The 22,720-nt window shown below is 64.4% G+C and carries 25 protein-coding genes; 14 read left to right on the top strand and 11 right to left on the bottom strand.

Annotation, left to right across the window (positions count from 1 at the left end; genetic code table 11):
- Positions 1 to 115 precede the first annotated feature (115 nt).
- The 3 genes from JQ573_RS17210 to JQ573_RS17220 all read left to right on the top strand — a co-directional run bounded on the left by JQ573_RS17210 (position 116) and on the right by JQ573_RS17220 (position 3,045).
- Positions 116 to 1,162 carry a glycosyltransferase family 2 protein gene (locus tag JQ573_RS17210; RefSeq protein WP_212313550.1) on the top strand — a complete coding sequence of 349 codons (1,047 nt, stop codon included), beginning with the start codon at positions 116 to 118 and terminating at the stop codon, positions 1,160 to 1,162.
- Positions 1,159 to 2,001: a ChbG/HpnK family deacetylase gene (locus tag JQ573_RS17215; RefSeq protein ID WP_212313552.1), complete on the top strand. Its 843-nt coding sequence runs from the start codon at positions 1,159 to 1,161 to the stop codon at positions 1,999 to 2,001. The genes JQ573_RS17210 and JQ573_RS17215 overlap by 4 nt, the downstream gene beginning before the upstream one ends.
- Positions 2,002 to 2,211: 210 nt before the next feature.
- Positions 2,212 to 3,045, top strand: coding sequence for a DUF2076 domain-containing protein (locus tag JQ573_RS17220; RefSeq protein WP_212313554.1), 834 nt, complete (start codon positions 2,212 to 2,214; stop codon positions 3,043 to 3,045).
- Between the two features lie 113 nt (positions 3,046 to 3,158).
- Here the strand turns inward: JQ573_RS17220 and JQ573_RS17225 are convergent, their stop codons facing one another.
- Positions 3,159 to 3,968: a L,D-transpeptidase gene (locus JQ573_RS17225; protein ID WP_212313556.1), complete on the bottom strand. Its 810-nt coding sequence runs from the start codon at positions 3,966 to 3,968 to the stop codon at positions 3,159 to 3,161.
- A 310-nt stretch (positions 3,969 to 4,278) separates the two neighbouring features.
- Here JQ573_RS17225 and JQ573_RS17230 point away from each other — a divergent pair, with 310 nt between their 5' ends.
- From JQ573_RS17230 to JQ573_RS40230, 3 genes are all read left to right on the top strand, one after another.
- Entirely contained in the window at positions 4,279 to 5,055 is a 777-nt protein-coding gene (locus JQ573_RS17230; RefSeq protein WP_212313558.1) for a protein phosphatase CheZ, read from the top strand.
- A 579-nt stretch (positions 5,056 to 5,634) separates the two neighbouring features.
- A complete protein-coding gene (locus tag JQ573_RS40225; RefSeq protein ID WP_249131893.1) occupies positions 5,635 to 6,114 on the top strand; it encodes a hypothetical protein in 480 nt (159 codons plus the stop codon).
- Between the two features lie 183 nt (positions 6,115 to 6,297).
- The gene (locus JQ573_RS40230; protein WP_249131895.1) at positions 6,298 to 6,576 is read left to right on the top strand and encodes a hypothetical protein; all 279 of its coding nucleotides are present in this window, start codon (positions 6,298 to 6,300) and stop codon (positions 6,574 to 6,576) included.
- A 210-nt stretch (positions 6,577 to 6,786) separates the two neighbouring features.
- Here the strand turns inward: JQ573_RS40230 and JQ573_RS17240 are convergent, their stop codons facing one another.
- The gene (locus JQ573_RS17240) at positions 6,787 to 7,305 is read right to left on the bottom strand and encodes a hypothetical protein (protein ID WP_212313560.1); all 519 of its coding nucleotides are present in this window, start codon (positions 7,303 to 7,305) and stop codon (positions 6,787 to 6,789) included.
- Between the two features lie 319 nt (positions 7,306 to 7,624).
- On the opposite strand from JQ573_RS17240, the gene JQ573_RS17245 reads away from it, so the two are divergent.
- From JQ573_RS17245 to JQ573_RS17255, 3 genes are all read left to right on the top strand, one after another.
- Positions 7,625 to 7,921 (top strand): co-chaperone GroES, encoded by a 297-nt coding sequence (locus tag JQ573_RS17245; RefSeq protein ID WP_018269780.1) that lies wholly within the window; start codon positions 7,625 to 7,627, stop codon positions 7,919 to 7,921.
- 206 nt (positions 7,922 to 8,127) lie between these two features.
- A complete protein-coding gene (gene groL / locus JQ573_RS17250; RefSeq protein ID WP_092126735.1) occupies positions 8,128 to 9,774 on the top strand; it encodes a chaperonin GroEL in 1,647 nt (548 codons plus the stop codon).
- Positions 9,775 to 9,865: 91 nt separating this feature from the next.
- The gene (locus JQ573_RS17255; RefSeq protein WP_212313562.1) at positions 9,866 to 10,156 is read left to right on the top strand and encodes a hypothetical protein; all 291 of its coding nucleotides are present in this window, start codon (positions 9,866 to 9,868) and stop codon (positions 10,154 to 10,156) included.
- 154 nt (positions 10,157 to 10,310) lie between these two features.
- On the opposite strand, the gene JQ573_RS17260 is transcribed toward JQ573_RS17255, so the two are convergent.
- Positions 10,311 to 10,679, bottom strand: coding sequence for an antibiotic biosynthesis monooxygenase (locus JQ573_RS17260; RefSeq protein WP_212313564.1), 369 nt, complete (start codon positions 10,677 to 10,679; stop codon positions 10,311 to 10,313).
- Positions 10,680 to 10,775: 96 nt separating this feature from the next.
- Here JQ573_RS17260 and JQ573_RS17265 point away from each other — a divergent pair, with 96 nt between their 5' ends.
- Both JQ573_RS17265 and JQ573_RS17270 read left to right on the top strand, forming a co-directional pair.
- Positions 10,776 to 11,252, top strand: a complete 477-nt coding sequence (locus tag JQ573_RS17265) for a MarR family winged helix-turn-helix transcriptional regulator (RefSeq protein WP_212313566.1) — start codon at positions 10,776 to 10,778, stop codon at positions 11,250 to 11,252.
- Between the two features lie 275 nt (positions 11,253 to 11,527).
- Positions 11,528 to 12,727, top strand: a complete 1,200-nt coding sequence (locus JQ573_RS17270) for a hypothetical protein (protein ID WP_212313568.1) — start codon at positions 11,528 to 11,530, stop codon at positions 12,725 to 12,727.
- An 18-nt stretch (positions 12,728 to 12,745) separates the two neighbouring features.
- Here JQ573_RS17270 and JQ573_RS17275 read toward each other — a convergent pair whose 3' ends face one another.
- Positions 12,746 to 13,111: a hypothetical protein gene (locus tag JQ573_RS17275; protein ID WP_212313570.1), complete on the bottom strand. Its 366-nt coding sequence runs from the start codon at positions 13,109 to 13,111 to the stop codon at positions 12,746 to 12,748.
- An 82-nt stretch (positions 13,112 to 13,193) separates the two neighbouring features.
- Between JQ573_RS17275 and JQ573_RS17280 the strand changes: the two genes are divergently transcribed.
- Positions 13,194 to 13,658, top strand: a complete 465-nt coding sequence (locus JQ573_RS17280) for an ester cyclase (RefSeq protein ID WP_212313572.1) — start codon at positions 13,194 to 13,196, stop codon at positions 13,656 to 13,658.
- A 194-nt stretch (positions 13,659 to 13,852) separates the two neighbouring features.
- Here JQ573_RS17280 and JQ573_RS17285 read toward each other — a convergent pair whose 3' ends face one another.
- The 3 genes from JQ573_RS17285 to JQ573_RS17295 all read right to left on the bottom strand — a co-directional run bounded on the left by JQ573_RS17285 (position 13,853) and on the right by JQ573_RS17295 (position 15,452).
- Positions 13,853 to 14,320: a PaaI family thioesterase gene (locus JQ573_RS17285; RefSeq protein WP_212313574.1), complete on the bottom strand. Its 468-nt coding sequence runs from the start codon at positions 14,318 to 14,320 to the stop codon at positions 13,853 to 13,855.
- Positions 14,321 to 14,332: 12 nt separating this feature from the next.
- The gene (locus tag JQ573_RS17290) at positions 14,333 to 14,911 is read right to left on the bottom strand and encodes a bifunctional transcriptional activator/DNA repair enzyme AdaA (RefSeq protein WP_212313576.1); all 579 of its coding nucleotides are present in this window, start codon (positions 14,909 to 14,911) and stop codon (positions 14,333 to 14,335) included.
- Between the two features lie 76 nt (positions 14,912 to 14,987).
- A complete protein-coding gene (locus JQ573_RS17295; protein ID WP_212313578.1) occupies positions 14,988 to 15,452 on the bottom strand; it encodes a GNAT family N-acetyltransferase in 465 nt (154 codons plus the stop codon).
- A gap of 219 nt (positions 15,453 to 15,671) precedes the next feature.
- On the opposite strand from JQ573_RS17295, the gene JQ573_RS17300 reads away from it, so the two are divergent.
- Positions 15,672 to 16,307 carry a hypothetical protein gene (locus JQ573_RS17300; RefSeq protein WP_212313580.1) on the top strand — a complete coding sequence of 212 codons (636 nt, stop codon included), beginning with the start codon at positions 15,672 to 15,674 and terminating at the stop codon, positions 16,305 to 16,307.
- Between the two features lie 94 nt (positions 16,308 to 16,401).
- Here JQ573_RS17300 and JQ573_RS17305 read toward each other — a convergent pair whose 3' ends face one another.
- Both JQ573_RS17305 and JQ573_RS17310 read right to left on the bottom strand, forming a co-directional pair.
- Positions 16,402 to 16,785 carry an META domain-containing protein gene (locus JQ573_RS17305; RefSeq protein WP_249131969.1) on the bottom strand — a complete coding sequence of 128 codons (384 nt, stop codon included), beginning with the start codon at positions 16,783 to 16,785 and terminating at the stop codon, positions 16,402 to 16,404.
- Positions 16,786 to 16,964: 179 nt separating this feature from the next.
- Complete coding sequence (locus tag JQ573_RS17310) at positions 16,965 to 18,635, bottom strand: L-lactate permease (RefSeq protein WP_212313584.1); 1,671 nt, start codon at positions 18,633 to 18,635, stop codon at positions 16,965 to 16,967.
- Between the two features lie 309 nt (positions 18,636 to 18,944).
- On the opposite strand from JQ573_RS17310, the gene JQ573_RS17315 reads away from it, so the two are divergent.
- A complete protein-coding gene (locus tag JQ573_RS17315; protein WP_212313586.1) occupies positions 18,945 to 20,687 on the top strand; it encodes an ABC transporter ATP-binding protein/permease in 1,743 nt (580 codons plus the stop codon).
- A gap of 153 nt (positions 20,688 to 20,840) precedes the next feature.
- On the opposite strand, the gene JQ573_RS17320 is transcribed toward JQ573_RS17315, so the two are convergent.
- Both JQ573_RS17320 and JQ573_RS17325 read right to left on the bottom strand, forming a co-directional pair.
- On the bottom strand, positions 20,841 to 21,830 hold the full coding sequence (locus JQ573_RS17320) for a TorF family putative porin (protein ID WP_092124043.1): 990 nt from the start codon (positions 21,828 to 21,830) through the stop codon (positions 20,841 to 20,843).
- A 383-nt stretch (positions 21,831 to 22,213) separates the two neighbouring features.
- On the bottom strand, positions 22,214 to 22,603 hold the full coding sequence (locus JQ573_RS17325) for a histone (RefSeq protein WP_212313588.1): 390 nt from the start codon (positions 22,601 to 22,603) through the stop codon (positions 22,214 to 22,216).
- Positions 22,604 to 22,720 lie beyond the last annotated feature (117 nt).

Consider the following 22,720-nt stretch of genomic DNA (forward strand, 5'->3'; position numbering starts at 1 on the left):
ACAGCCGGCCGTCGGTACCATATTGTGTTCATGATCTCTCGTTTGCGACGCGTTTTCTTTCACGCGAACCGGAACCCGATTTCGGTGGAAAACGCTCAGTTCTGGAACCTGACCGATGATGCTGGGCTCTGACGTTTCCAGCCTGACCACAACCGCCAAGACCGCCGCCGCGCAGGGTCTGTCCATCGTCGTGCCCGTCTACAACGAGGCCGACGGGCTTGCGGCGCTGCACCAACGGCTGATCGACCTCGCCAGCTCACTGCGCGCCCGTTACGGCCTTAACTGCGAAGTGGTCTATGTCGACGACGGCAGCGCCGACAACACACTGGCCATCGCGCGCGGCCTGCCCGCCGACGGGCTCGACCTCCAGGTGGTGTCGCTGTCGCGCAATTTCGGCAAGGAGGCGGCGCTGATGGCCGGCCTCGACCACGCCCGCCGCGGCGCGGTGCTGTTCATGGACGGCGACGGCCAGCATCCGCCGACCCTGGTCGAGCAACTGGTCGCGCACTGGATCGATGACGGCTACGACGTGGTCTACACGGCGAAGGCGCACCGCGACAATGAATCGGCGTTGCGGCGGCTTTCCGTGCGCGGCTTCTACGCGCTGATCAACTGGGGCGCGCGGCAGAAGATCCCCGAGGATGCCGGCGACTTCCGCCTGCTGTCGCCGCGCGCGGCGCTGGCGCTGCGGCAATTGCCGGAACGCAACCGCTTCTTCAAGGGCCTCGCCAGCTGGATCGGCTTCAGGCAGATCCGCGTCGACTACGAGCCGGCGCCGCGCGCGCATGGCGTCACCACCTTCAATGCCGGCCGGCTGATCGGCCTGTCGATCGAGGGCCTGACCTCGTTCTCGGTGGCGCCGCTGCGCTTCGCCAGCCTGCTCGGCGCGCTGCTCGCAGGCGCGGCCTTCCTGTTCGGCCTCTCGATCCTGTGGGAAGTGCTGACCACCGGCAAGCAGGTCCCCGGCTATCCCTCGCTGATGATCGGCGTGATGACGATCGGCGGCGTGCAGCTGATCATGATCGGCATCGTCGGCGAATATATCGGCAAGATCCTCTCCGAATTGAAGGCACGGCCGATCTACTTCGTCGCCGAGCATACCGAGAAGCACGCCGACGGCGGAACGGCGCAGAGCGCCACCGAGCGGACCGCCGCCGAATGAGCGAAGTTTTGCCGCGCCGGATCTGGCTGTGTGCTGACGATTATGGCTTGAGCGATGGCGTCAACCGCGCGATCCGCGACCTGATCGAGCGCGGCCGCCTCAATGCGACGTCGGTGATGATGGTGACGCCGGCGATCGGCCGCGAGGCTGCGGCCGCGCTGCAGGCTTCGGTAGCGAAAAGCCCGCGCTGCGCGATCGGGCTGCATGTGACGCTGACTGCGCCGTTCCGACCGCTGACGATGCATTTCCGTCCACTCGACGGCGACATGTTCCTGCCGTTCCCGCGGCTGCTTCGCGCCGGACTGATGCACCGGCTCGACGCCGATCTGGTCCATGCCGAGGTGCTGGCGCAGCTCGATGCCTTCCACGATCTGTTCGGCCGCGCGCCCGATTTCGTCGACGGCCATCAGCACGCGCAGCTGTTCCCGCAGGTCCGCGACGGCTTCCTGCGCGCCGTGAAGGAGCGCGCGCCAGGCGCCTGGGTGCGGCAGTGCGGACGCGAAGGTCCGCTGGCACGCCAACTGACGGCGCCGAAGGCTTTAGTGCTGAACGTGCTCAGCACCCAATTCCGGATCAAGGCCCAGCGATCGGGCCTGCGCTTCAATCCGGCTTTCGCCGGCGCCTACGATTTTACGCGTGGCAGCGAATTCGGAGCGCTGATGCAGGGCTTCCTCGACGGCCTGCCCGAGGACGGGCTCGTGATGTGCCATCCCGGTTTCGTCGATGAAACACTACAGAACCTCGACCCGCTGACGACGCAGCGCGAGACCGAGCATGCCTATCTCGCAGGCGAGCATTTCCCCGCGCTGCTGGCCCTGAATAAAGTTACACTCGGCTGACCCTTGTTTTGACGCGCTTTCTTCACGCGAACCGGGACCCACCCCGCATCAAGTGCGGGGCAGGCCTCGCTCGAAAACGCTTTGGGTTCACGAAAAGCCGCCGGTCGTATTGTCGCATACAGAAATTTAATTCTGGCCCCCACTCCTTGCGCCACAAAGCCCGTCCTACATCAGCCGCGCGCCGATTCGATCGACGCGATGGAGAACGCCATGACACCGCAAGAACGCCAACTGATTGACGATCTCTTCGACCGGCTCGCCAAGCTGGAGAATGCCCCGCGCGACGGCGAGGCCATGTCCGCGATCATGCAGGGCCTGCGCAGCGCGCCGAATGCGGTTTACACGCTGGTGCAGACCGCGCTGGTGCAGGACGAGGCGCTGAAGCGCGCCCATGACCGGATCCAGGAGCTCGAGGCCGCGGTCGGCCAGCAACAGCCGGCACAGCAGCAGGGCGGCGGCTTCCTCGATTCGATGCGCGATGCGATCTTCGGACAGGGCCAGCAGCAGCCGCACGGCTCGGTGCCGCCGGTGCGCCCGCCGGATGTCGGCGGCAGCCGCCCGGTCTGGAACTCGGGCCAGGCGATGCAGCAGGCGGGCGGCTATGGCCAACCGCCGCAGCAATACGGCCAGCCCCAATACGGCCAGCCCTACGGCGGCCAGCAGCCCCCGCCCTTCGGCGGCGGCGCGCCCGGCGGCGGTGGCGGCTCGTTCCTCGGCACTGCGGCTGCGGCCGCGGCCGGCGTGGTCGGCGGCGGACTGCTGCTCTCCAGCATTCGCGGCATGATGGGTGGCGGAAGCCATCAATCGCTGGCCGACGCCGGCGGCCTCGGCGGTGGTTCGCGTCCCTGGGGCGGCGACCAGTCGTCGAGCAACCTTGCCCGTGACGCCGGGATCAACGATGTCAGTTCGTCCGGTCGCGACAGTGATTCCGGCTCGCGCGCCGGCGCGTTCGACCAGGCGCAGGCCGACCAGGACAGCGACGATGATCAAGACGCCGACGATTTCGACGACAACGGCGGCGACGACAACAGCGATTACGCGTAAGCGCGATCGCTGAAACGACAACGGCCGCTCCAATCGAGCGGCCGTTTTGATTCCGTCGTCCCGGCGAAAGCCGGGACGACACCATCTTTAGAGCAGCTGCTTCAAAACCACACTTACATCACGACAACCTTGGCGCCGACATTGACGCGGCCGTAGAGGTCGATCACGTCCTCGTTGCGCATCCGGATGCAGCCGGACGAGACGTTGGTGCCGATCGTCCAGGGCTCGTTGGAGCCATGGATACGATAGAGCGAGGAGCCGAGATACATCGCGCGGGCGCCGAGCGGATTCTCCGGGCCGCCTTCCATGTGCCGCGGCAGGTCGGGACGGCGCGCCAGCATTTCCGGCGGCGGCGTCCAGGCCGGCCATTCCTTCTTCGCCGAGATCGTCTTGACGCCGGCCCAGGTGAAGCCGGGCCGTCCGACGCCGATGCCGTAGCGCAGCGCGCGGCCGTCGCCCTGCACCAGATAGAGGAACTTGTTCGGCGTATCGACGACGATGGTGCCGACGCCTTCCTTGCCGCTGTAATCGACCAGCTGCTTTTCATATCTGGAATCGAACGGACGCTGCGTTGGATCGCCCGCCGCCTCTTCCTGCTGGCGGATCATCTGCTGCTGCGGATCCATCGGCGGCAGCCCCTGGCGGTTGCCGTAATAGCCAGGCTGCTGCTGATACATCGGCTGCGGCGAATACCCCTGCGACGACGGCGCATCGCCGAACAGGAATTCGATGAAGCCGCCGCCCATGTTGGAGCGTTGCGGCTGCACATAAGCGGTGCGCATCGGCGGCTGCGGTGCGCCCTGGTTGGCGTAGATCACGGTGGGCTCGGGCTGAGCCGACGCGTCGATCGCCATCGCATGATGGGGAACGGCGATAAGCGAAGAGGCGCCGGCGAGCAGCGCAAGCGTGGTTTTCCTGAACATCGACGTACTCTGTACTGGTTTCGTCGTGACGTGTGACGTGGACGGAGCGCACAAGCCCCGTTGCACGTGGTCAATAAGCAATGAAAACCGCATCGGTTTGGTAAACGGAATCGCGGTTTGGATTCACCATCTCGACAATGCAGCGCGGTTTTGCCTGACAGCGTTTATTTTGCGTGAATGCCGCGGCGACATGGTTAATCGCCGGTATCGCAGCGGTTGCGCGCACTCGGCGCAAACTGTTCCCGCGTGAACCTGACGTTAAATCACCTTTCGCTAGAACGAACTGCAGTGAAGGGGCGGGAATGAAATCATGTCAGTGAAGCGTAAGCGTTTTCGTGTCGAGCAGGCCATGGGTGAAGTCGTGATGCCGGAGCCGGAAGTTGCCGGCAGCGGCGAGCTCGGTCCGATGCATCGGGAAATCATGGCAGAGCTTCGCTCGATCCGCGCCCAGATGGCCGCGGCACCGGCGCAGCGCACCGGCGACAGCGTCGATGCCGCCGTCGCCCGCGAAGTCGCCGAGACGCAAGCGCTGCTCGAGACCTACCGCGCGCAGGTCGAACAGTGCGAGAAGCTCAAGGTCGAGCTCGACCTGATCCACGACGCGATCAGCCGCACCAAGCGCGAGATCGCCGTGCTGCACGGCAAGAGCTTCAACGGCGAGGAGATGGCCAAGGTCAATGGCGAGCTCGGCGCCGTGGTCGGCGGCACCGAACAGGCCACCCAGCAGATCCTCGAGGCGGTGGAAGCGATCGACCAGGCCGCGACCGCGCTCGCGAACAACGTGACGCCCGACCAGCAGAAACGGCTCAGCGAAGATATTCAGGAGCGCGTGGTCTCGATCTTCGAGGCCTGCAACTTCCAGGACCTCACCGGCCAGCGCATCAGCAAGGTGATGCAGACGATGAAGTTCATCGAACAGCACATCAACGAGATGATGAACATCTGGGGCGGCGTCGACGCCATCAAGACCCACGTCCCGCCGATCGTCGACACCCGCGAGGGCGATGCCCGCCTGCTCAACGGCCCGAAGCTCGACGGCGACGCGGGCCACGCCTCGCAGGACGACATCGACGCTATGTTCAACTGACGCGACGTTCAACTGAGATTTGTCGGATCAAAACGAAAAGCGCCGGCCCCTCGGGCCGGCGTTTTTGTTTGAGCGGTGGTCGAGCCCGAGAGGGATCACCAGACAAAGTTGCCAGATCATCGCTCGCCGCGTTGCAAGGCGTGAGTAATTCTGTACGGCAGCTTTCCTTGCATGCACGTCAAGTGACACATCGGTCAGAACCTCTGTCTCGACCGCATGCAGTTTGTGCCAATTGTGACACCTGCAAATTTACTGGCAGGTCCGCTGTCGCAGGCGCATACTGTACGTGAGGAAATTGTCATGCGTGTGCCGGGAGCCAACATTGGGTGCCGGTTGCATCGGACTTCCGGAGTGAATCCGGTCGCCCCGAGCGGGGCTTCGCACTTTCACACAACACACAGTACAGCTTTGCCGGCCACTCGTTGCGCGCATCCAAGGGCGAACAGGCTTCGCCTGGGCGCGGCCGTCATTGAAACCATGACGATGCACGGCGGGTTTCTTGGGCGCTGATACCTGCGGCTTGTTGAGGAATCACTGATTGGGGGGAGCCACTGGACTACTCAACACTGGAGATCGAACATGACGCGAAGAAATGTCAGGAATACTGCAATTGCGCTCTCGACTTTCGCTTGTGCGACACTGTTCTCCATCACATGGTCTGAGCAGGGCGGCATTTCGGCGTCAGTCGAAAGCGCCCAGGCGCGCGTGGGCCGACCGCTGACGCCCGTGAGCGTCGCGGGCGTTGCACGTCGTCACACCCGGCGCGCTGCGTACGGGTACGGAGTCGGCGCGGGAATCGCCGCCACGGCCGCGGTCGCCACGGCAGCCGCCACTGCGCCGGTCTATGCTGGCTGGGGCACAAATAACTGGACCGATGCATACGCCGCCCAGACGGATCCCCACTTTGGCCAGCCCTACTATCCGGCACGAGCCTACTATGGTGGCAGCCCGTATTACGGTTATGCCGGATGGGCAGACTACAAGGCAGCCAATGGAATTACCTGCGAACCTGGCACGATGACGAAGATGGCCGACGGCCACAGTTACATCTGTCAGTGAGATCCGCGCAACGACACACGACAAGAGGGCGGGCTCAGTGAGCCGCCCTCTTTCATGTGAAGAGATCGATGCACATCGTGGCGGGCCGCGCCCAGCGTTGATCTACGTCAACATCGCCTATCCTTTGCCAGCCAAATCTTCAGCCGCGCCTGAACCGCCGCAATCATCGTCGGTTCGCTTGCGATGGAGAGGATCACCATGCATCGGACGAACTTTTTTTCGACCAGGTCGGTTACGGTTACCGGGATCGTGGCGAGCCTCCTGTTGGGGGCAGCAGGTGTTGCGCTCAATCCGGCACCGGCCAAGGCGGTCGTCTACTGCCAGTATGTCGGCTATCCGAACGGTTGCGTAGCGAGGGCAGGCGTCGTGCTAAGGCCTCGTCCGGTGGCGCGGGCTACGGTTCGTCATCACGCGGGCGGCAACCTGAATGGTGGCGTCAATCGGGTTGGGGTCCGGCGATAAAGCAGGTCTTTGCAAGTCACAACCCAGGGCGACACGGCAAGGTTCGTGCTCCCAGCGGTTCGTTCATGGACAGACGAAAAACGCCGGCCCTCGGGGCCGGCGGTTTTGTTTTGACCTACGGCGAGGCCATGACGTCGAGATTCCCCGGTGCGCAGTTGCGCACCTGAGGTTCGATGCGTCGCATCGACCCCGAATGACGTGCCAGCCGCGTCACGCCCTCGGGGCGCAGCGGACGTAGACCATGTTGCCGTAGCGGGTGGCGGCGTCCTTGTCGACGAAACGGGTGATCAAGACCCGGCCGTCGAACGAGATGATCTCGCGGTCCTGCTCGCCGGGCACAGGTCCGGGCGGGCCGATATAGTTCTTGCCGCTCGGGGAACCCTTCAGCCGCAGTTCCTGCGGGGTGGCCTGGTCGGCGAGATGCATGATGACACCGCCGCTCTGGCCGGCACCGATCACGTAAGGCTGCTTGCACTGGCCGCGCGCGGCGGCCTCAGTGCGGGCGCGGTCGGCGGGATTCTGGAACGAGGCGAGGCCCCAGCGGCCGACGATCTCGTCGGGGCGGATGCTCGCCGGCATCTCCGGAGCCACTCCCGGTTCGACCGGCCCCGGCTCGGGGTTCGACGACAACGACGGCAGGCTCATGCTGCCGCATGCCCCCAAAAGTGTCGTCAGCGCCGAGACAGCCGCGAACCGTGCGACCAATCGCGCGTTGAGTGACCTGATCATATGCATCCCCCGAACTATCTCCCGGCCGCACCCGTCATGCAGCCAAGCGTAAAACTTAAGGCGGAGCAATGACGTCTGACAAAATTACGTCATCGCTACGATTTGGTTTCCGGTCCACCATCCTATATTGGCCTCACCAAGGCCTTAACCCGTTTGCTTGACAGAAACTGCGCCAAGCCATATTTCCCGGCGCACAATTAGCACTCTCGCACCACGATTGCTAAATCCGCCGGGCGTCCTGCCTGGCGCCGACCGGACCGGCATTCAACGCCGGTCTCGATGAACCGGACCTGAAACCGAGCCTCCAAGAGGGAACGTCATGGCTAAATCCACCTTCCGCCCACTGCATGACCGCGTCGTGGTCAAGCGTATCGATGCCGAGGAGAAGTCCAAGGGCGGCATCATCATTCCGGACTCGGCCAAGGAAAAGCCGTCCCAGGGCGAGATCGTCGCCGTCGGCCCGGGTGGCCGCGACGAGGCCGGCAAGCTGATCCCGATCGACCTCAAGGTCGGCGACCGCGTGCTGTTCGGCAAGTGGTCGGGCACCGAGGTCAAGCTCGACAACCAGGAGCTCCTGATCATGAAGGAGTCCGACATCATGGGCGTGCTGGCGTAAGGCCACGACCCAATTCGAGAAACGCGGCGCTCGCTCCGCTGTCATGCCCGGACTTGATCCGGGCATCCATCACGCTTCCCAAGACTCTTACTAGGGCGATGGATTGCCGGGTCACCCAGCACGAAGACGCACTTCGTGCTTTTGCCCGGCAATGACGCGCGAAGCGAGCGGCAAGCAATTCACAGACATTCCAGGAGTTCAAATCAATGGCTGCCAAGGACGTAAAATTCGCCGGAGACGCCCGCGACCGCATGTTGCGCGGTGTCGACGTGCTCGCCAATGCCGTGAAGGTGACGCTCGGCCCGAAGGGCCGCAACGTCGTCATCGAGAAGAGCTTCGGCGCTCCCCGCATCACCAAGGACGGCGTCACCGTCGCCAAGGAGATCGAGCTCGAGGACAAGTTCGAGAACATGGGCGCGCAGATGCTGCGCGAGGTCGCTTCCAAGACCAACGACACCGCCGGTGACGGCACCACCACCGCGACCGTGCTGGCGCAGGCCATCGTCCGCGAGGGCGCCAAGGCGGTCGCCGCCGGCATGAACCCGATGGACCTCAAGCGCGGCATCGACACCGCGGTCGCCGCCGTCATCAAGGACATCGAGAAGCGCGCCAAGCCGGTCGCCTCCTCTTCGGAAGTCGCCCAGGTCGGCACCATCTCGGCCAATGGCGATGCCGCCATCGGCAAGATGATCGCGCAGGCGATGCAGAAGGTCGGCAACGAGGGCGTCATCACCGTCGAGGAGAACAAGTCGCTCGATACCGAGGTCGACATCGTCGAGGGCATGAAGTTCGACCGCGGCTATCTCAGCCCCTACTTCATCACCAACGCCGAGAAGATGACCGCCGAGCTCGAGGATGCCTACATCCTGCTGCACGAGAAGAAGCTGACCGGCCTGCAGTCCATGCTGCCGGTGCTGGAAGCGGTGGTGCAGTCGGGCCGTCCGCTCTTGATCCTCGCCGAGGACGTCGAGGGCGAGGCGCTGGCGACGCTGGTGGTCAACCGCCTGCGCGGCGGCCTCAAGGTCGCCGCCGTCAAGGCGCCGGGCTTCGGCGATCGCCGCAAGGCGATGCTGGAGGACATCGCGATCCTGACCGGCGGTCAGCTGATCTCCGACGACCTCGGCATGAAGCTCGAGAACGTCACGGTCAACATGCTCGGCCGCGCCGGCAAGATCGTGATCGACAAGGAGAACACCACGATCGTCAAGGGCGCGGGCAAGAAAAAGGACATCGACGCCCGCGTTGGCCAGATCAAGGCGCAGATCGAGGAGACCACCTCGGACTACGACCGTGAGAAACTGCAGGAGCGCCTTGCCAAGCTCGCCGGCGGCGTTGCGGTGATCAAGGTCGGCGGCGCGACCGAGGTCGAGGTCAAGGAGAAGAAGGACCGTGTCGAGGACGCACTGAACGCGACCCGCGCCGCGGTGCAGGAAGGCATCGTGCCCGGTGGCGGCGTCGCGCTGCTCCGCGCCAAGAAGGCGGTCGGCCGTCTCACCAACCCGAATGCCGACGTCCAGGCCGGCATCAACATCGTGCTCAAGGCGCTCGAAGCTCCGGTTCGCCAGATCTCGGAGAACGCCGGTGTCGAGGGCTCGATCGTGGTCGGCAAGATCCTCGAGAACAAATCGGAGACCTTCGGCTTCGACGCCCAGACCGAGGAGTATGTCGACATGGTCGACAAGGGCATCATCGACCCCGCCAAGGTGGTGCGCACCGCGCTGCAGGACGCCTCCTCCGTGGCCGGCCTCTTGGTGACCACCGAAGCCATGGTCGCCGAACTGCCGAAGGACGCGGCGCCGGCGATGCCGGGCGGCGGTGGCATGGGTGGAATGGGCGGCATGGGCGGCTTCTAAGCCCCGCCACATTCGCATCGAAATCGAAGGCCGCCTCCGGGCGGCCTTCTTTTTTGCGATTTGATGACGATGGAGCTGTAAGGATCATCGCATGTCCCGCGACGCCAAATCCCTGACGTCAACGCTGGCGCTGTTCTACGCGATCGGCGCGGTGCTCGCGCTGGGCGCCTATGCCCTGGACAGCACCGATGATCTTGCGGTCGTCCTGACGTTCTGGATCAAGCAGACGTTGACGTTTGTGGTCCTCGGCGCAGGTTATTGCATCTATTACGTCATGTCCGGTTCGGCCGGCCGCCGTCCAACAGCGCCGCTGCGGTTTCTGGACATTGCCTTTCTGGCTGCCGCTGCCACGCTCGGTGTTGGCATGCTGGTGCACAGTTGAGCGTTTGACGCGATGTCCAACGTCCAGCAGATCGTAGGGCGGATTAGCGAAGCGCAATCCGCCGATATCTCGCGCGTGATCGACGGATTTCGCCTTCCGCCTTCGCTCGTTGAGCTACGGCGGACGTAGTCGGCTAATCCGCCGTACCGGCTGCCTACGCGACGCAGATGTCAGCTACCGCGACCTTCTGGAACAGATGCGGCGACGCCACCGCCGAGGCCGGATAGGCCGCGAGCTTGACCCTGAACTCGGGATTGGCGAACGCCGCCCGGAAAGCCGCGGTCGACTCCCACACCGCATAATTCAGATAGGCCGGGCTGTCGCCGAGCGCGCGGTGCAGCTGGGTCGAGATGAAGCCGGGCTGCCGCTTCATGATGGCGGCGTCGCCCTGCCAGGCTTTCAGAAAGATCTCCTCGTCCGCCTTGTCGAGCGTGAAGAGATTGACGAGCACGATGTTGCTGGCATCGACCGCGAGCTGGCGGTCGATCGGGAATGCGGGGTCGAGGGGGCGCATCTGCGGCATGGCTGGCTCCGTTGATATGGTGCTATGATGTCATTTCGATCAGATGGATACATACGTATTTGACATCATGATGTCAATATCAACTTATGGTGACAAATGCCGCACACCAAGCGAACTCCGGCCGGCGAGGCCCTGAGCGACTTGATTCTCGACCTGTTCAGGCTCAACAGCCTGCTGTTCACCGCCGGCGACCGGATGGTGGCTGGACTTGGCCTGACCAGCGCACGCTGGCAGATTCTCGGCGCCATCGTCACCGCCGAACGCCCGCAACCGGTCGCGTGGCTGGCGCGCGACCTCGGCGCTGCCAGACAGAACGTGCAGCGGATCGTCAATGACCTGCAACGGGACGGGCTCGTCACATTCGAGACCAATCCGCATCATCGCCGGGCCCAGCTCGTCGTGCTGACCGAGAAGGGACGGCACGCCTTCGAGGCGGCCATGCGCCTGCAGCTACCTTGGGTGAACCGCCTTTCCGACGGATTGTCGATGAAGGACATCGAAACCGTGAGTCGCGTCGTCAGCACGCTGCGCGCCAGGCTGGAGAGCGGACAGGAACCCGACGACCGCGCATGACGCGAGCAGGCGTAAGTTCGTCGCAAAACGCATAATCGAAGCGGTGCCGTCTCCGCATTCGTCATGCCCGGGCTTGTCCCGGGCATCCACGCCTTCGGTCCCACGTAAAGAAAGACGTGGATGGCCGGGACGAGCCCGGCCATGACGGTGCCAAAAAGGTCCGATCATCTCGTATGCGATAGCCGGCCGCCGTTAGGCGGCCTTCTTTTTTGGCCAATGAGACGGAGGTTTGCTAGTTACGACGGAACCGATTCTACCCTTCGAGGACTCATCGTATGCGCGCGCTCCCGCTCCTGCTGCTCGGTCTTGCCGTCGTGTCGGCACCTGCCCTCGCCCAGATGAAGCTGCAAACGAAGCCGGCACCGTCGAATGGCCCCGAGACGCGCTATTTCACCTCGATCGACGGCCTGATGGACGGCAATGCCGACGTCGTGCTGAAGGAAACCCGCCAGGGCAAGACCGTGACCGCGGCCGTGCTCGACGTCTGCTATCCCGCCGACAAGAGCTCCGACCGCAAGGACCGCTTCGTCGCCAACCTCGCCGTCAACGGCCAGACGCTGTCCGGCACCACCCAGAGCGTCGCCGACAAGCAGCCGATCACGGTCAAGCTGAACCGCAAGCAGACCGGCGACAGCTTTGAGTTCCGCGGCCAGATCACGATCGGCCAGACCGTGACCGAGGTCGCCTCGACGGACAATTCCGATCTCAGCGAGAAGGAATTCCAGGACAACCAGGCCACCGAGGACGGCATCACGCCGCAGCCAAAGGACTTCACCGACGTCTCGCCGGAATCGATCGGGGTGCGGGTGAAGCTCGATGCGGCGGCCGAATTCCTCAAGAGCCTGAAGGGCGAGGCCGCCGAGATCGGCACCTCCAGCCTCGCGGTGACCTGCGATGCGATGCGCTCCGGCGAGCAGACCATCAACCTCACCGTCGATCCCGAGCACGCCAGCGCGCTGCTTGCCAAGGCGAAATCAGCGCCCGGCGTGACGGCGGCCGGCTGGACCAGCGGCGTGGTCGAGATGGACCGCACCATCCGCTTCGCCGCCGCGGACTGGACCAGCGGCGACAAGATCAACAAGGACAAGCTCGCAACCGCGATCGCGGGCGTGCTGGCGAAGACGCTTTCGGCAAAGCCCGCCTCGGCGACTTGGAACGCGAACACCGGCAAGCTCAAGCTGGTGCTGAAGCGGCCGAGCGCGATCTACCCTGCGCTCGGCCTCACCCAGAATTACGAGGTCACCGCCCTCGTCGCGCCCGACAAGCCCGGCAGCTCCGACAAACTGATGCTGTGGGTCTCGAGCCCCACCGTCTCGACGTCGGATGACAGCGCCGGCGCCAAGCTCAATCTCTCCGACGATTCCAGCAGCGACGAGGAAGGCAGCGAGGCCAAGGACGACAACGGCGCGATCGACGCGCTGGTCAAGGAGCTCAAAGGCCAGCGCTGGGACGCCGACAAGTCGGTGTGGCGCTGAAGCCGGCGCTCTCCTGATTCAGGCTGTCCTGCGCTTCAACGGCACGACGTTGTCGCGCGCCATCTCGGGAGCTGCGTCCGGGCCGGATTGAAGCATCCCGTCGTTTCTGGCGAACAATTCGGAACGAGGCTCGACCGCAGCGCGATCGAGCAGCGCCCGCAGCTCGAGGCGAAGTCCGTCGCCGCGCAGCGCGGCGATCGCATCGAAGTTGCGCACGATGTTTTCTCCTGTGTGTTGACGCAAACGATTTCGTGCTGATGTTGCGCGAACCACCCGCTTCCCGTTTGCGCGATGACGTTCGAGAAGCGGCGCTAAGCGCCATATCGACAAAGCGGAATCTCGCCTGAGCACCGGCAGCACGCCCGATCCGGAATCGGGTGGCACGACACCCGCCTCAAAATGCCTAATGCGTGCATCGACACAGCGCCGGTCGCGATACCGGCAACATGCAAATGGAGACGATCCGATGTCAGAGGAAAACAAGAGCGTCGTAGGCCGGTGGTTCGAGGGTTTTTGGGGAAACCCATGGAATCCGCGCATCATCGATGAGCTCGCGACACCGGACATTGTCGTGCACTACCCGATGCACGAAGCGAAGATGGGCCGCGCTGCGGTCACGCAATTCATCACCGAGTTTCGTGAAGCGTTTCCGGATCTCAAGTTCTGGGGCGTCGGCGATCTCGTCGCGGAAGGTGATCTCGTCGTCGGCCGCTGGGAAGGTGGCGGCACGCACACTGGGCCTGCCTTCAGCGACTTCCGCCTCGGCTCGCTACCTGCGGCCTCCGGCCGCAAGATGACGTTCGCCGGCACGACCGTGCTGCGCGTGCGGGACGGACGGATCGCCGAGGAGCTCGGACAGGAGGATGCGCTCACCGCCATGCTGCAGCTCGGCCTCATTCGCTTGCCTGAACAGAGTGGCTACGCCGGGTGAACCGGCGCTTCATCGACGATCGCATCGCAGCTACCCGAACGCACTTTCCGTGCGTTCGGGTTAGACCAATCGATCGGCTCGGTGAAATCGAAGCGCTCTAATCCGCAGGCTCGCTGGACGTGTTCCAATGTTACCGCGCCGGCATCGCATCGCCTGATGCAGTGCCGGCGCAGTCTCTCCGCAGCGGCTCTTCATCAAGCCGGAAAGATCAGGCACGTCGTCGTGCCATGCGCGAGCAGCCGCCCTTTCTCGTCGGTGACCCTGCCTTCCGCGGTCCCGATGCGGCGACCGCAATTGAGCACCTGGCCTTCGGCCCGGATCGGGCCGGTGTCGGGCGTGATCGGCCGCACCAGCGAGATCTTGAATTCGAGCGTGGTCTGGCTGGTTCCGGCATCGAGCGTCGACTGCACCGCAAGCCCCATGCAGCTGTCGAGCAGCGTGGCGGTGAGCCCGCCATGCACGGTGCCTGCCGGATTGAGATGCGCATCCGTCGGCAGCAGCGTGACGACGACGCGGCCATGCTCGGCTTCAGTGACGTCATAGCCGAGGGTCCGCGCGATGGTGTTGAGCGGCAAGGCGCCCGAGGCGAGCCCTTGCACGAATTCGAGGCCGCTCATCCTGAGTTTCTGTTCGGCACTGACGGTGCCGTAGCTCTTGGGCATTGCTGATCTCCATTATTGCATCGTGATGTTTGGCAGCCGATTCCGTCGCAGCGAGACGGGCGAACGGCCATAGAGTTTTGCGAATGCGGCGTTCATGCGCCTTGCGCTGGAGAAGCCGGCTTGCTGCGCCACCAAGGAGAGCGGAATATCGCTCTCGTCGATCAGGCGCTTGGCGCGCTGCACGCGCAGCGAGAGCGCGACCTGCAGCGGCGAGGCATCGAGATGTTCGGCGAACAGCCGCGACAGATGCCGCGCCCCGATGCCGAGCCGATCGGCCAGCGCAGCGACATTGCCGCGGTCGAGTGCGCCCGCTTCGATCAGCGCCAGCGCGCGCTCGACCGTGGTCCTGGTGCCCTTCCATGCCGGGCAGAACGGCGCCGCCTCGGGACGGCAGCGCAGGCAGGGCCGGAAGCCGGCGCGCTCGGCCGACGCGGCGCTGCCGTAGAACCGCACATTGCGGGCGAGCGGCGTGCGCGCCCGGCACACCGGACGGCAATACACGCCCGTCGTCCTGACCGCGACGAACACGATGCCGTCCCAGGCCGGATCGCGGCGCTGGAAGGCTGCATATTGGGCGGCGAAATCGAGCATGCCATCGCTATAGCGACGCCTAAGCGCCGCGACGACCCGCTTTGCGGTGACGGCGTCCGGAAACGACCGCTTGGAGCTAAAGACGCTTGGTCATGAACAGGCTGAGCGGATCGGGTGCGTAGCCGCCGAACGGCGGGCACTCCTGATAGCCTGCGGCGCGATAGAGCACGATCGCCTCCGGCTGCCGGATTCCGGTCTCCAGGCTGACGCGCGCGATCCGCCGGTCGCGCGCGGCGTCCTCCAGCGCGTCGAGCAGCCGGCGGCCGAGCCCGTCTCCGCGCGCGTCGGCGCGCACGAACATCCGCTTCATCTCGGCATGACCGGGCGCGATAAGGCGGAAGGCGATCGACCCGAGCACCTCGCCATGGCGCCGCGCGACGAGGAAGACCGTATCCGGGGCGGCCAGCGTCTCGACGGGGGCGAGGTGATTGCTATCAGGCGGATACAGCGCCTGCATGTGGGCGTCCGACAGATCGATCAGCTGCCGCACGTCGGGCTGCCGCGGGTCTTCGGGGGCGATGCTGATGTCAGGCGTGTGCATCTCCGGCCAATGCAGGGTCGTCGTCGCGATTGTCGGCCGCCCTCGCCGTCCCGTCAATTTACGGAGCCCTGCGACCAAAAGACTTCGTGCTGCCGCAGTTCGGTCACCGAAAATTAAGGCTCGATTTAGTTTCGAGGATCATCCTTTGCGTCACCGAACACGGGTCACGCCATGCAAGACCGCGAGCCGATCAGTCCTGGGAGCATCTGGCCAACGGATGTGACGGAGGGTCATTCGCCGGCGCAGACGGCGGACCTCTGGGACGTCTCAGGCGAAAACCACGACGCCGCCCTGCTGCTGCGGGAGCCGTTCGCCGACCGCATCGGCACCGCGCTGCTGGCAGCCACCGCACTGGCCGCAAGCTTCGTGCTGGGATGGACCGGCGGCGCCAACTGGCACGATTTTGCGACTCCCGCCCCGGTCCCGGTGGCCCAGAAGGAAGCGCCTGTCCCGCATGTTGCCGAGACGCGGCCGAGCCCAAGAAGCGAATCGAGGGGCGAGCGCCGGACCGCGTCCAACGCCGACCCCGTTGTCACCGGCAGCATTCCGAAGAACACCCCTGCCAGCCCGCGCCCGCTCGCACTGGGCGCCGCGCCCACCACCCTGAACGCGCAGGCCGCGGCGCTCGGAACGAAGCCGCCCGTCGCAGCGGCGGCTGAGACCCGGCCGAGCACCATTCCCGGATGGTCGGTGGTCGAAGTCCGCGACGGCACCGCCGTGCTCGAGGGGCCGGAGGGCGTCAAGATGGCCGCACGCGGCGACGTCGTCCCAGGCCTCGGCCGGGTCGATTCCATCGTGCGCTGGGGCAATCGCTGGATCGTTGCCACCGCAAGCGGATTGGTCGCAACGCCCTGAGCCCGCGTTCGACGCAGCAGCGCGATGAGTTCGTCACTTTTTGCTTGGGCATGATCTTTTCGGAAAACCGCTTCGCACTTTTCCGGATCATGCCCTAGTTGCTGTTGATCACGAAACGCAGCGACTTGCTTCCGATGAACGTGACCTGATCACCCTGCCGCCGCCAGCTCGTCGTGTCGCCGAGCGCGGTGAGCAAATCCTTGTCGGCCTGCGCCCGGTCCGGCGTGCAGTTGCGGTTCTCCATCGTGCCGGGAACGAACACGATGGTGTTGCCGGCAACCGAGAACTGGCCCTTGCCGCCGTCGCACCACAGCTCGAGGATCACCTCGCCATTGTCGCCGACCTCGATCGAGGGAATCCGCTTGGAGCCCGGCATGCGCGCGGCATCGAGCGTCATCACGAAGCCGAACGGGAATTCTTCCTGGGCCTGCACTGGCCCCGCGCTAAGCGCCGCTGCAACGACCACCAACGCGGCCATGCCGCCGTTCAGAATCCGCTTCATCGAGATCATGCCATTCCCAGGAATTGCGACGCCGCCCTTGTATGGGACGAGGCTGCGATTGGCCAGAATGGCGGCGCGAGAAAAAGCGCTTGAAAAGCAAAATCCCCGCGGGCTCGCACCCGCGGGGATCTTCGTTTGGGCGACGCCTCGCCTCTTTATTTCAGAACCATCGCCGTGAACGGGTAGACATAGGCCTGCAGGGTCACGAACAGACCGACCAGGCACGCCAGCACGATCGAGTGCAGGAACACGTAGCGCAGGATCGAACCCTCGTGGCCGTACCAGTTGGTCGCGGTGGAGGCGACCACGATCGATTGCGCGTCGATCATCTTGCCCATCACGCCGCCCGAGGAGTTCGCGGCCGCCATCAGGATCGGCGGCAGGCCGAGCTGCTCGGAGGTGATCTTCTGCAGATTGCCGAACAGGATGTTGGACGAGGTGTCCGATCCGGTCAGCGCCACGCCGAGCCAGCCAAGCAGCGTGCCGAAGAACGGGTAGAGCACGCCGGTCGCGGCGAAGGCGAGGCCGAGGGTGGCGTCGACGCCGGAGAGCCGGGTCAGCGTGCCGATCGCCAGCATCGCCGAGATCGTGATCAGCGAGATCGCGCACAGACGGATGGTGCGGCCATATTCGGCGATCAGCTTGAGCGGCGAGAAGCCCATCAGGAGACCCGAGATGATCGCGGCGATCAGCAATCCGGTGCCGGTGAACGACAAATAGGTGAAGCCGAACACCGCTGCTTCCGGCGTCGGCTTGGCCACCACCGGCGGCACCTTGAAGATCAGCTTGTCGAGGTCGGGCACCGGATAGTTCCAGACGAAGTTGGCATTCGCCCAGGCCTTGAAGGCGCCGTTGCCCCAGATCAGCATCAGGATGCAGACGATGATCCATGGCAGCAGCGCGCTCCACAATTCGCCCTGGGTCAGCGGCGTCTTGTCGAGCGGCTTGGCGGCCGCCATCGTCGCCGCCGATTCATCGCGGCCGCGCAGCGCGGGCGACAGCCAGAGCTGACGCGGCTGCCAGACCTTGAGGAACAGGATCAGCGCGCCCATCGAGATCAGCGAGGCGCCGATATCGACGATCCAGGGATTGATGTAGTTCGAGATCACGAATTGCGGGACCGCAAACGACACGCCGGTGACCAGGATCGCTGGCCACACTTCCTTCATGCCGCGCCAGCCCGCGAATGCCCATACCACCCAGAACGGCACGATCAGCGAGAACAGCGGCAGCTGCCGGCCGACCATGGCGCCGAGGAGGTAGGGATCGAGCCCGGTGACCGAGGCAAGGCCCTGGATCGGCGTGCCCAGCGCGCCGAAGGCGACCGGGGCGGTGTTGGCGATCAGCGACAGGCCGGAGGCTGCGAGCGGCGAGAAGCCGAGCCCGATCAGCACCGCACCGGTGATGGCGACCGGCGTGCCGAAGCCCGAGGCGCCCTCGAAGAAGGCGCCGAACGAGAACGCGATCAGGAGCAACTGCAGGCGGCGATCCTCGGTGACGCCGCCGACCGCGCGCTTGAGCAGCTCGAACTTCCCGCACCTCACCGTGACCTGGTAGAGGAAGATGACGTTGAGCACGATCCAGCCGATCGGAAAGAACCCGGTGACGATGCCGAGGATCGATGCGCGGATCGACATGCCGGCCGGCATCGTGAAGACGAAGATCGTGATCAGGTTGGTCACGATCACGGCGACGATGGCGGCGATATGTGCCTTCACCTTGCCGCTGGCGATCAGCACCAGCAGCGTGACCACGGGAATGGCGGCCGCCAGCGTCGACAGCCCCGCATTGCCCAGCGGATTGTAGATTTGATTCCAAGTGCTCATCTCGGGGTCCTTCCCACATTCTTATGCAGCGCCCCGGCCTCGGTGCAGGCAGGCGCGCTGGTGCGATTGCGGGAGTCCGTCGGAAGAATTGCAGCCCCGGCTCGCGAATGAACGATCGGTAAGGATCGCTCACATCCTCGCGAAAAATCGAAGGTCCCCCGCCCCTCGCCGTTGTCGTCATGCTAGGGTTGACTCGATCGCCGGGACAAGCCAACGCTTGCATGCCAGACCTACGACTTTAGTCGAGGTGCACTGCGATTGTCCCGATTCTTCAGGCCGTTGCGGCCGCTTCCCCGGAGACGATAATCTGTGAACAACATTCGCTCGACGCTCGCGACGGTGTGGCGCATCGCCTCGCCCTATTTCAACTCCGACGACAAATGGGCAGGCCGCGGGCTGTTGGCCGCGGTGGTGATACTCGAGCTCGCCGCCGTCTTTCTGACCGTGTTGTTCAACCGCTGGAACAATGTCTTCTACAACGCGCTGCAGGAGCGCGATCAAGCGGTCTTCACCTATCAGATCGGCTATTTCTGCGTGCTCGCAGCTTTCTGGATCGGCCTGAAAGTCTACCAGCTCTATCTCAATCAATGGCTGCAGATCCGCTGGCGGCGCTGGATGACCACGCGTTATCTCGGCGGCTGGCTGCAGGATGCCAACCACTACCGCATGCAGTTGCTCGGCGACGCCGCTGATAACCCGGACCAGCGTATCGCCGACGACACCCAGCGCTTCGTCGAACAGACCCTGACGCTCGGGATCGGATTGCTGAGCGCCGTCGTGACGCTTGCCTCCTTCGTCTTCATCCTGTGGGGCCTTTCCAATCAGGCGCCGCTGCATCTGTTCGGCCAGGACCTCGCGATTCCCGGCTATCTGGTGCTGGGCGCGCTGGTGTACGCGATCCTCGGAACGCTCTTGACCCACCTGATCGGCAGGCCGCTGGTCGACCTCAACTTCCGGCAGCAACGGTTCGAGGCCGATTTTCGCTTCAACCTGGTGCGGACCCGCGAGAACGCCGAGCAGATTGCACTGCTCCACGGCGAACCGGCCGAGCGCACGCGATTGCTCGATCGCTTCGGCTTCGTGGTCGGGAACTGGCTCGACATCATGCAACGAACCAAGAAGCTGACCGCGTTCACCGCGACCTATTCGCAGGCCGCCGTGATCTTCCCCTACGTGCTGATCGCACCGGCCTATTTCGCCAACAAGATCCAGCTCGGTGGCATGATGCAGACCGCGTCCGCCTTCAGCAGCGTGCAGGATTCACTGTCGTTCTTCATCTCGGCCTACCGGACGCTGGCTGAATGGCAATCGGTGGTCGCGCGTCTCGATGGCTTCGAGAACTCGATCCGCGGTGGCGATGCGCTCGCGCAGAGGCAGGACATCATCCACGTCAAGCCCACAGCCGGCGACACGATCGATCTCGACGATCTCCTGGTCACGCTGCCCGACGGCAAGCCGCTACTCGCCGCGGACGGCTTCAGCCTTCGCGACAATGAGCGCACCCTTGTCACCGGTCCCTCGGGCGCCGGCAAGTCCACGCTGTTCCGCGCGATGGCCGGCATCTGGCCGTTCGGCCGCGGCGCAGTCCAGGTCCCCGCCAACGCCAGCCTGATGATGCTGCCGCAACGTCCCTATCTGCCGATCGGCTCGCTGCATGACGCGGTGGTCTATCCGGGCCAGGCTGCGAGCTACGATGCGGCTCGGGTCCGCGAGGTCCTCGCTGCTGTCGGACTGCCGCAGCTCGCGACGCGGCTCGAGGAAGAAGCGCACTGGAACCGGATGCTGTCGCTCGGCGAGCAGCAGCGGCTCGGCATCGCCCGCGCGTTGTTGCATGCGCCGCAATTCCTGTTCCTGGACGAGGCGACGGCCTCGCTCGACGAGCCGTCGGAAGCCGCGCTCTACAGGCTGATCGCCGAGAAGCTGCCCGACACCACGGTGGTCTCGATCGGCCACCGCGCGACGCTCGACGCCTTCCACCAGCGCAACGTGTCGCTGATCCGCGACGGCGACCGCTTCACCTTGCGTGACAAGGTCGAGGCCGCCGCGTCGTAGGCGAGCGAATCAAGCTGCGGGCACTCGGCTCCCTCTTCCCGCAAGCGGGAGAGATGAGCCAGTCCGCCGCTCCAGCCTCGTCATCACCGAGTCCGCAAAACAAAAGGGGGCGGCAGATTGCTCTGCCGCCCCCGCGATCCTCGGAAGAGGAAATTACTTCAGGTTGGACATCGCGGTCAGGTCGACCGAGAGCTTGGCGATACCAGCCGCGCCGCACCAGTTGGAGCCCGTGCCGCCCGGATTGATCGGGGTGACGTTGGTGGTTCCGCCCGCGGTGAAATCGCTGGTGAAGGCGCTGCAATTGCCCTTCGACAGGTCGGTGTCGGAGTAGCGCAGATCGAGCGTGAACACCTTGTAGGTGAAGCCGATGCCGATGTTCCAGGTGTTGTAGTCGGCATACTTGATGCCGTTCGGGAACGCCGGAACGCCGTAGAAGCTGTCCGAGGTGCCGAGCCACTGCCGGCCGAACTCACCCGACACATACATGCCGACGCCGCTGGTGCCGAACACGGTGCTCGGCGCGGTGTACTTGCCGATGATCGAGGAGTAGTTGCCCCAGGCGCCGGTGTTGAGGAAGTTCGGCGAGTAGTACTCGTTGATGGTGAACGCCCAGTTGTCGTTGATGGTCCAGGTCGCCTTGCCGTAGACTTCGAAGAACGAGACGTCCTTCTTCATCACGTTGCCGTTCAGCAGGGCGTTGGCTGCGCACTCCGGGCTGAGCAGCTTGCCGGCGGTGTCGGTCGGTGCGCCGAAGTAGCAGGTTCCACCCGGATACAGGTAACCCCAGACACCGATGTCGAAGGCGAAGGCGCCGAAGGTCGGGCGGATACCGCCGTAGACGTCGACTTCGGCCGCAGCGCGGTTGGCGAAGGAGATGCTTTCGGTCGAGGTGCCGATGTAGAGCTGCAGGTCCTTGTTGACGTTGTAGCGCGGCTCGAAATAGGCGGTGACCGACGGATTGTGGTTGGACTGGGTGACGCCGCGGAAGATGTAGTCGCTCATGATGCCGGCGCCGAAGGCGACGTCCCAGGGATCGAAGGGAGCCGGCGGCGGCGCCTTGACGGCCTTCACCGCCATGTCAGCTGCCATTGCCGAGCTCGAAATCATTGCTAGCGCCGTTGCTAACAAAGCCAGTTTCTTCATGACGATCCCCATCTACTTTTCAAGACAGCCCAGCTCCGGTGGCCCCCAGGGCGCGCGATAACGGACTGCAACTCAATCGCGTGGGATCAATCTGAGGCCGGTGCACGGTACCGTGAAGGCGAAAAGACATGCATCTGCCGACTTTTTAGGCGTTCTGGCCTCCTCGCCACACGTTGGTTGGCGGGTGTTGCATTTGCACCACAAGACTCAAGGCTCCCGCCCCGGTTTGAGCGGCACGCAAAATCGGATTCGAGCAACAGTTCGACATGCTGCGGTCGGTATCGACGCGAATCGCGCCCCCGCAAAACTACGGACGGCCGATACGGAAAAAGCCGCAGCGGCGTCCGCTGCGGCTTCGATCAGGTGAACCGGTGCAGGTTCGGCTAGTGGTGCTCGCTGTCGGTGCCCCAGCTCGGCGCCGGCTCGTGGCTCGGCGTGGCCCAGCTCGCGGCCGGTTGCGGCGCGGGTTCGGGCGCCGGGGACGCTGCAACCGGGGCAGCCGGCTTCGGCGCGGCGGCCTTCTTCGGAGCGCTCTTCTTGGCGGCCTTCTTCGCAGCCGGCTTCGCGGGCGCGGCCTTCTTCGGAGCAGCCTTCTTCGCAGCTTTCTTAGCTGTCTTCTTGGCGCTCTTCTTGGCTGACTTCTTCGCCGATTTCTTCGCAGACTTCTTCGCAGTCTTCTTGGCCGACTTCTTCGCGGACTTCTTCTTCGCCGCTACCGCCTTCTTGGCCTTTTTGGCCTTCTTGCTTTTCTTCGCCTTCTTCGACTTCGCCATCGTGGTCCTCCTGTTGCCGCTGATTTGAGTCCACCGCGTATTGAAGTGATCGCTTGCCGGTCAGCAGTTGCACCTCGAGGAGAGGCACCTTCCACTTCGCTTGTCGGGCATGATGGC

The sequence above is a fragment of the Bradyrhizobium sp. AUGA SZCCT0105 genome, assembly GCF_018129565.1.
GTDB lineage: Bacteria > Pseudomonadota > Alphaproteobacteria > Rhizobiales > Xanthobacteraceae > Bradyrhizobium.

Coding starts and splice junctions, on each gene's coding strand:
- JQ573_RS17310 (WP_212313584.1), bottom strand. CDS start 18,635: ATGAGCACTTGGAATCAAATCTACAATCCGCTGGGCAATGCGGGGCTG.
- JQ573_RS17320 (WP_092124043.1), bottom strand. CDS start 21,830: ATGAAGAAACTGGCTTTGTTAGCAACGGCGCTAGCAATGATTTCGAGC.
- JQ573_RS17230 (WP_212313558.1), top strand. CDS start 4,279: ATGTCAGTGAAGCGTAAGCGTTTTCGTGTCGAGCAGGCCATGGGTGAA.
- JQ573_RS17215 (WP_212313552.1), top strand. CDS start 1,159: ATGAGCGAAGTTTTGCCGCGCCGGATCTGGCTGTGTGCTGACGATTAT.
- JQ573_RS17295 (WP_212313578.1), bottom strand. CDS start 15,452: ATGCACACGCCTGACATCAGCATCGCCCCCGAAGACCCGCGGCAGCCC.
- JQ573_RS40230 (WP_249131895.1), top strand. CDS start 6,298: ATGGAGAGGATCACCATGCATCGGACGAACTTTTTTTCGACCAGGTCG.
- JQ573_RS17210 (WP_212313550.1), top strand. CDS start 116: ATGATGCTGGGCTCTGACGTTTCCAGCCTGACCACAACCGCCAAGACC.
- groL (WP_092126735.1), top strand. CDS start 8,128: ATGGCTGCCAAGGACGTAAAATTCGCCGGAGACGCCCGCGACCGCATG.
- JQ573_RS17225 (WP_212313556.1), bottom strand. CDS start 3,968: ATGTTCAGGAAAACCACGCTTGCGCTGCTCGCCGGCGCCTCTTCGCTT.
- JQ573_RS17280 (WP_212313572.1), top strand. CDS start 13,194: ATGTCAGAGGAAAACAAGAGCGTCGTAGGCCGGTGGTTCGAGGGTTTT.
- JQ573_RS17270 (WP_212313568.1), top strand. CDS start 11,528: ATGCGCGCGCTCCCGCTCCTGCTGCTCGGTCTTGCCGTCGTGTCGGCA.
- JQ573_RS17245 (WP_018269780.1), top strand. CDS start 7,625: ATGGCTAAATCCACCTTCCGCCCACTGCATGACCGCGTCGTGGTCAAG.
- JQ573_RS40225 (WP_249131893.1), top strand. CDS start 5,635: ATGACGCGAAGAAATGTCAGGAATACTGCAATTGCGCTCTCGACTTTC.
- JQ573_RS17255 (WP_212313562.1), top strand. CDS start 9,866: ATGTCCCGCGACGCCAAATCCCTGACGTCAACGCTGGCGCTGTTCTAC.
- JQ573_RS17220 (WP_212313554.1), top strand. CDS start 2,212: ATGACACCGCAAGAACGCCAACTGATTGACGATCTCTTCGACCGGCTC.
- JQ573_RS17265 (WP_212313566.1), top strand. CDS start 10,776: ATGCCGCACACCAAGCGAACTCCGGCCGGCGAGGCCCTGAGCGACTTG.
- JQ573_RS17260 (WP_212313564.1), bottom strand. CDS start 10,679: ATGCCGCAGATGCGCCCCCTCGACCCCGCATTCCCGATCGACCGCCAG.
- JQ573_RS17325 (WP_212313588.1), bottom strand. CDS start 22,603: ATGGCGAAGTCGAAGAAGGCGAAGAAAAGCAAGAAGGCCAAAAAGGCC.
- JQ573_RS17290 (WP_212313576.1), bottom strand. CDS start 14,911: ATGCTCGATTTCGCCGCCCAATATGCAGCCTTCCAGCGCCGCGATCCG.
- JQ573_RS17305 (WP_249131969.1), bottom strand. CDS start 16,785: ATGGCCGCGTTGGTGGTCGTTGCAGCGGCGCTTAGCGCGGGGCCAGTG.
- JQ573_RS17285 (WP_212313574.1), bottom strand. CDS start 14,320: ATGCCCAAGAGCTACGGCACCGTCAGTGCCGAACAGAAACTCAGGATG.
- JQ573_RS17240 (WP_212313560.1), bottom strand. CDS start 7,305: ATGATCAGGTCACTCAACGCGCGATTGGTCGCACGGTTCGCGGCTGTC.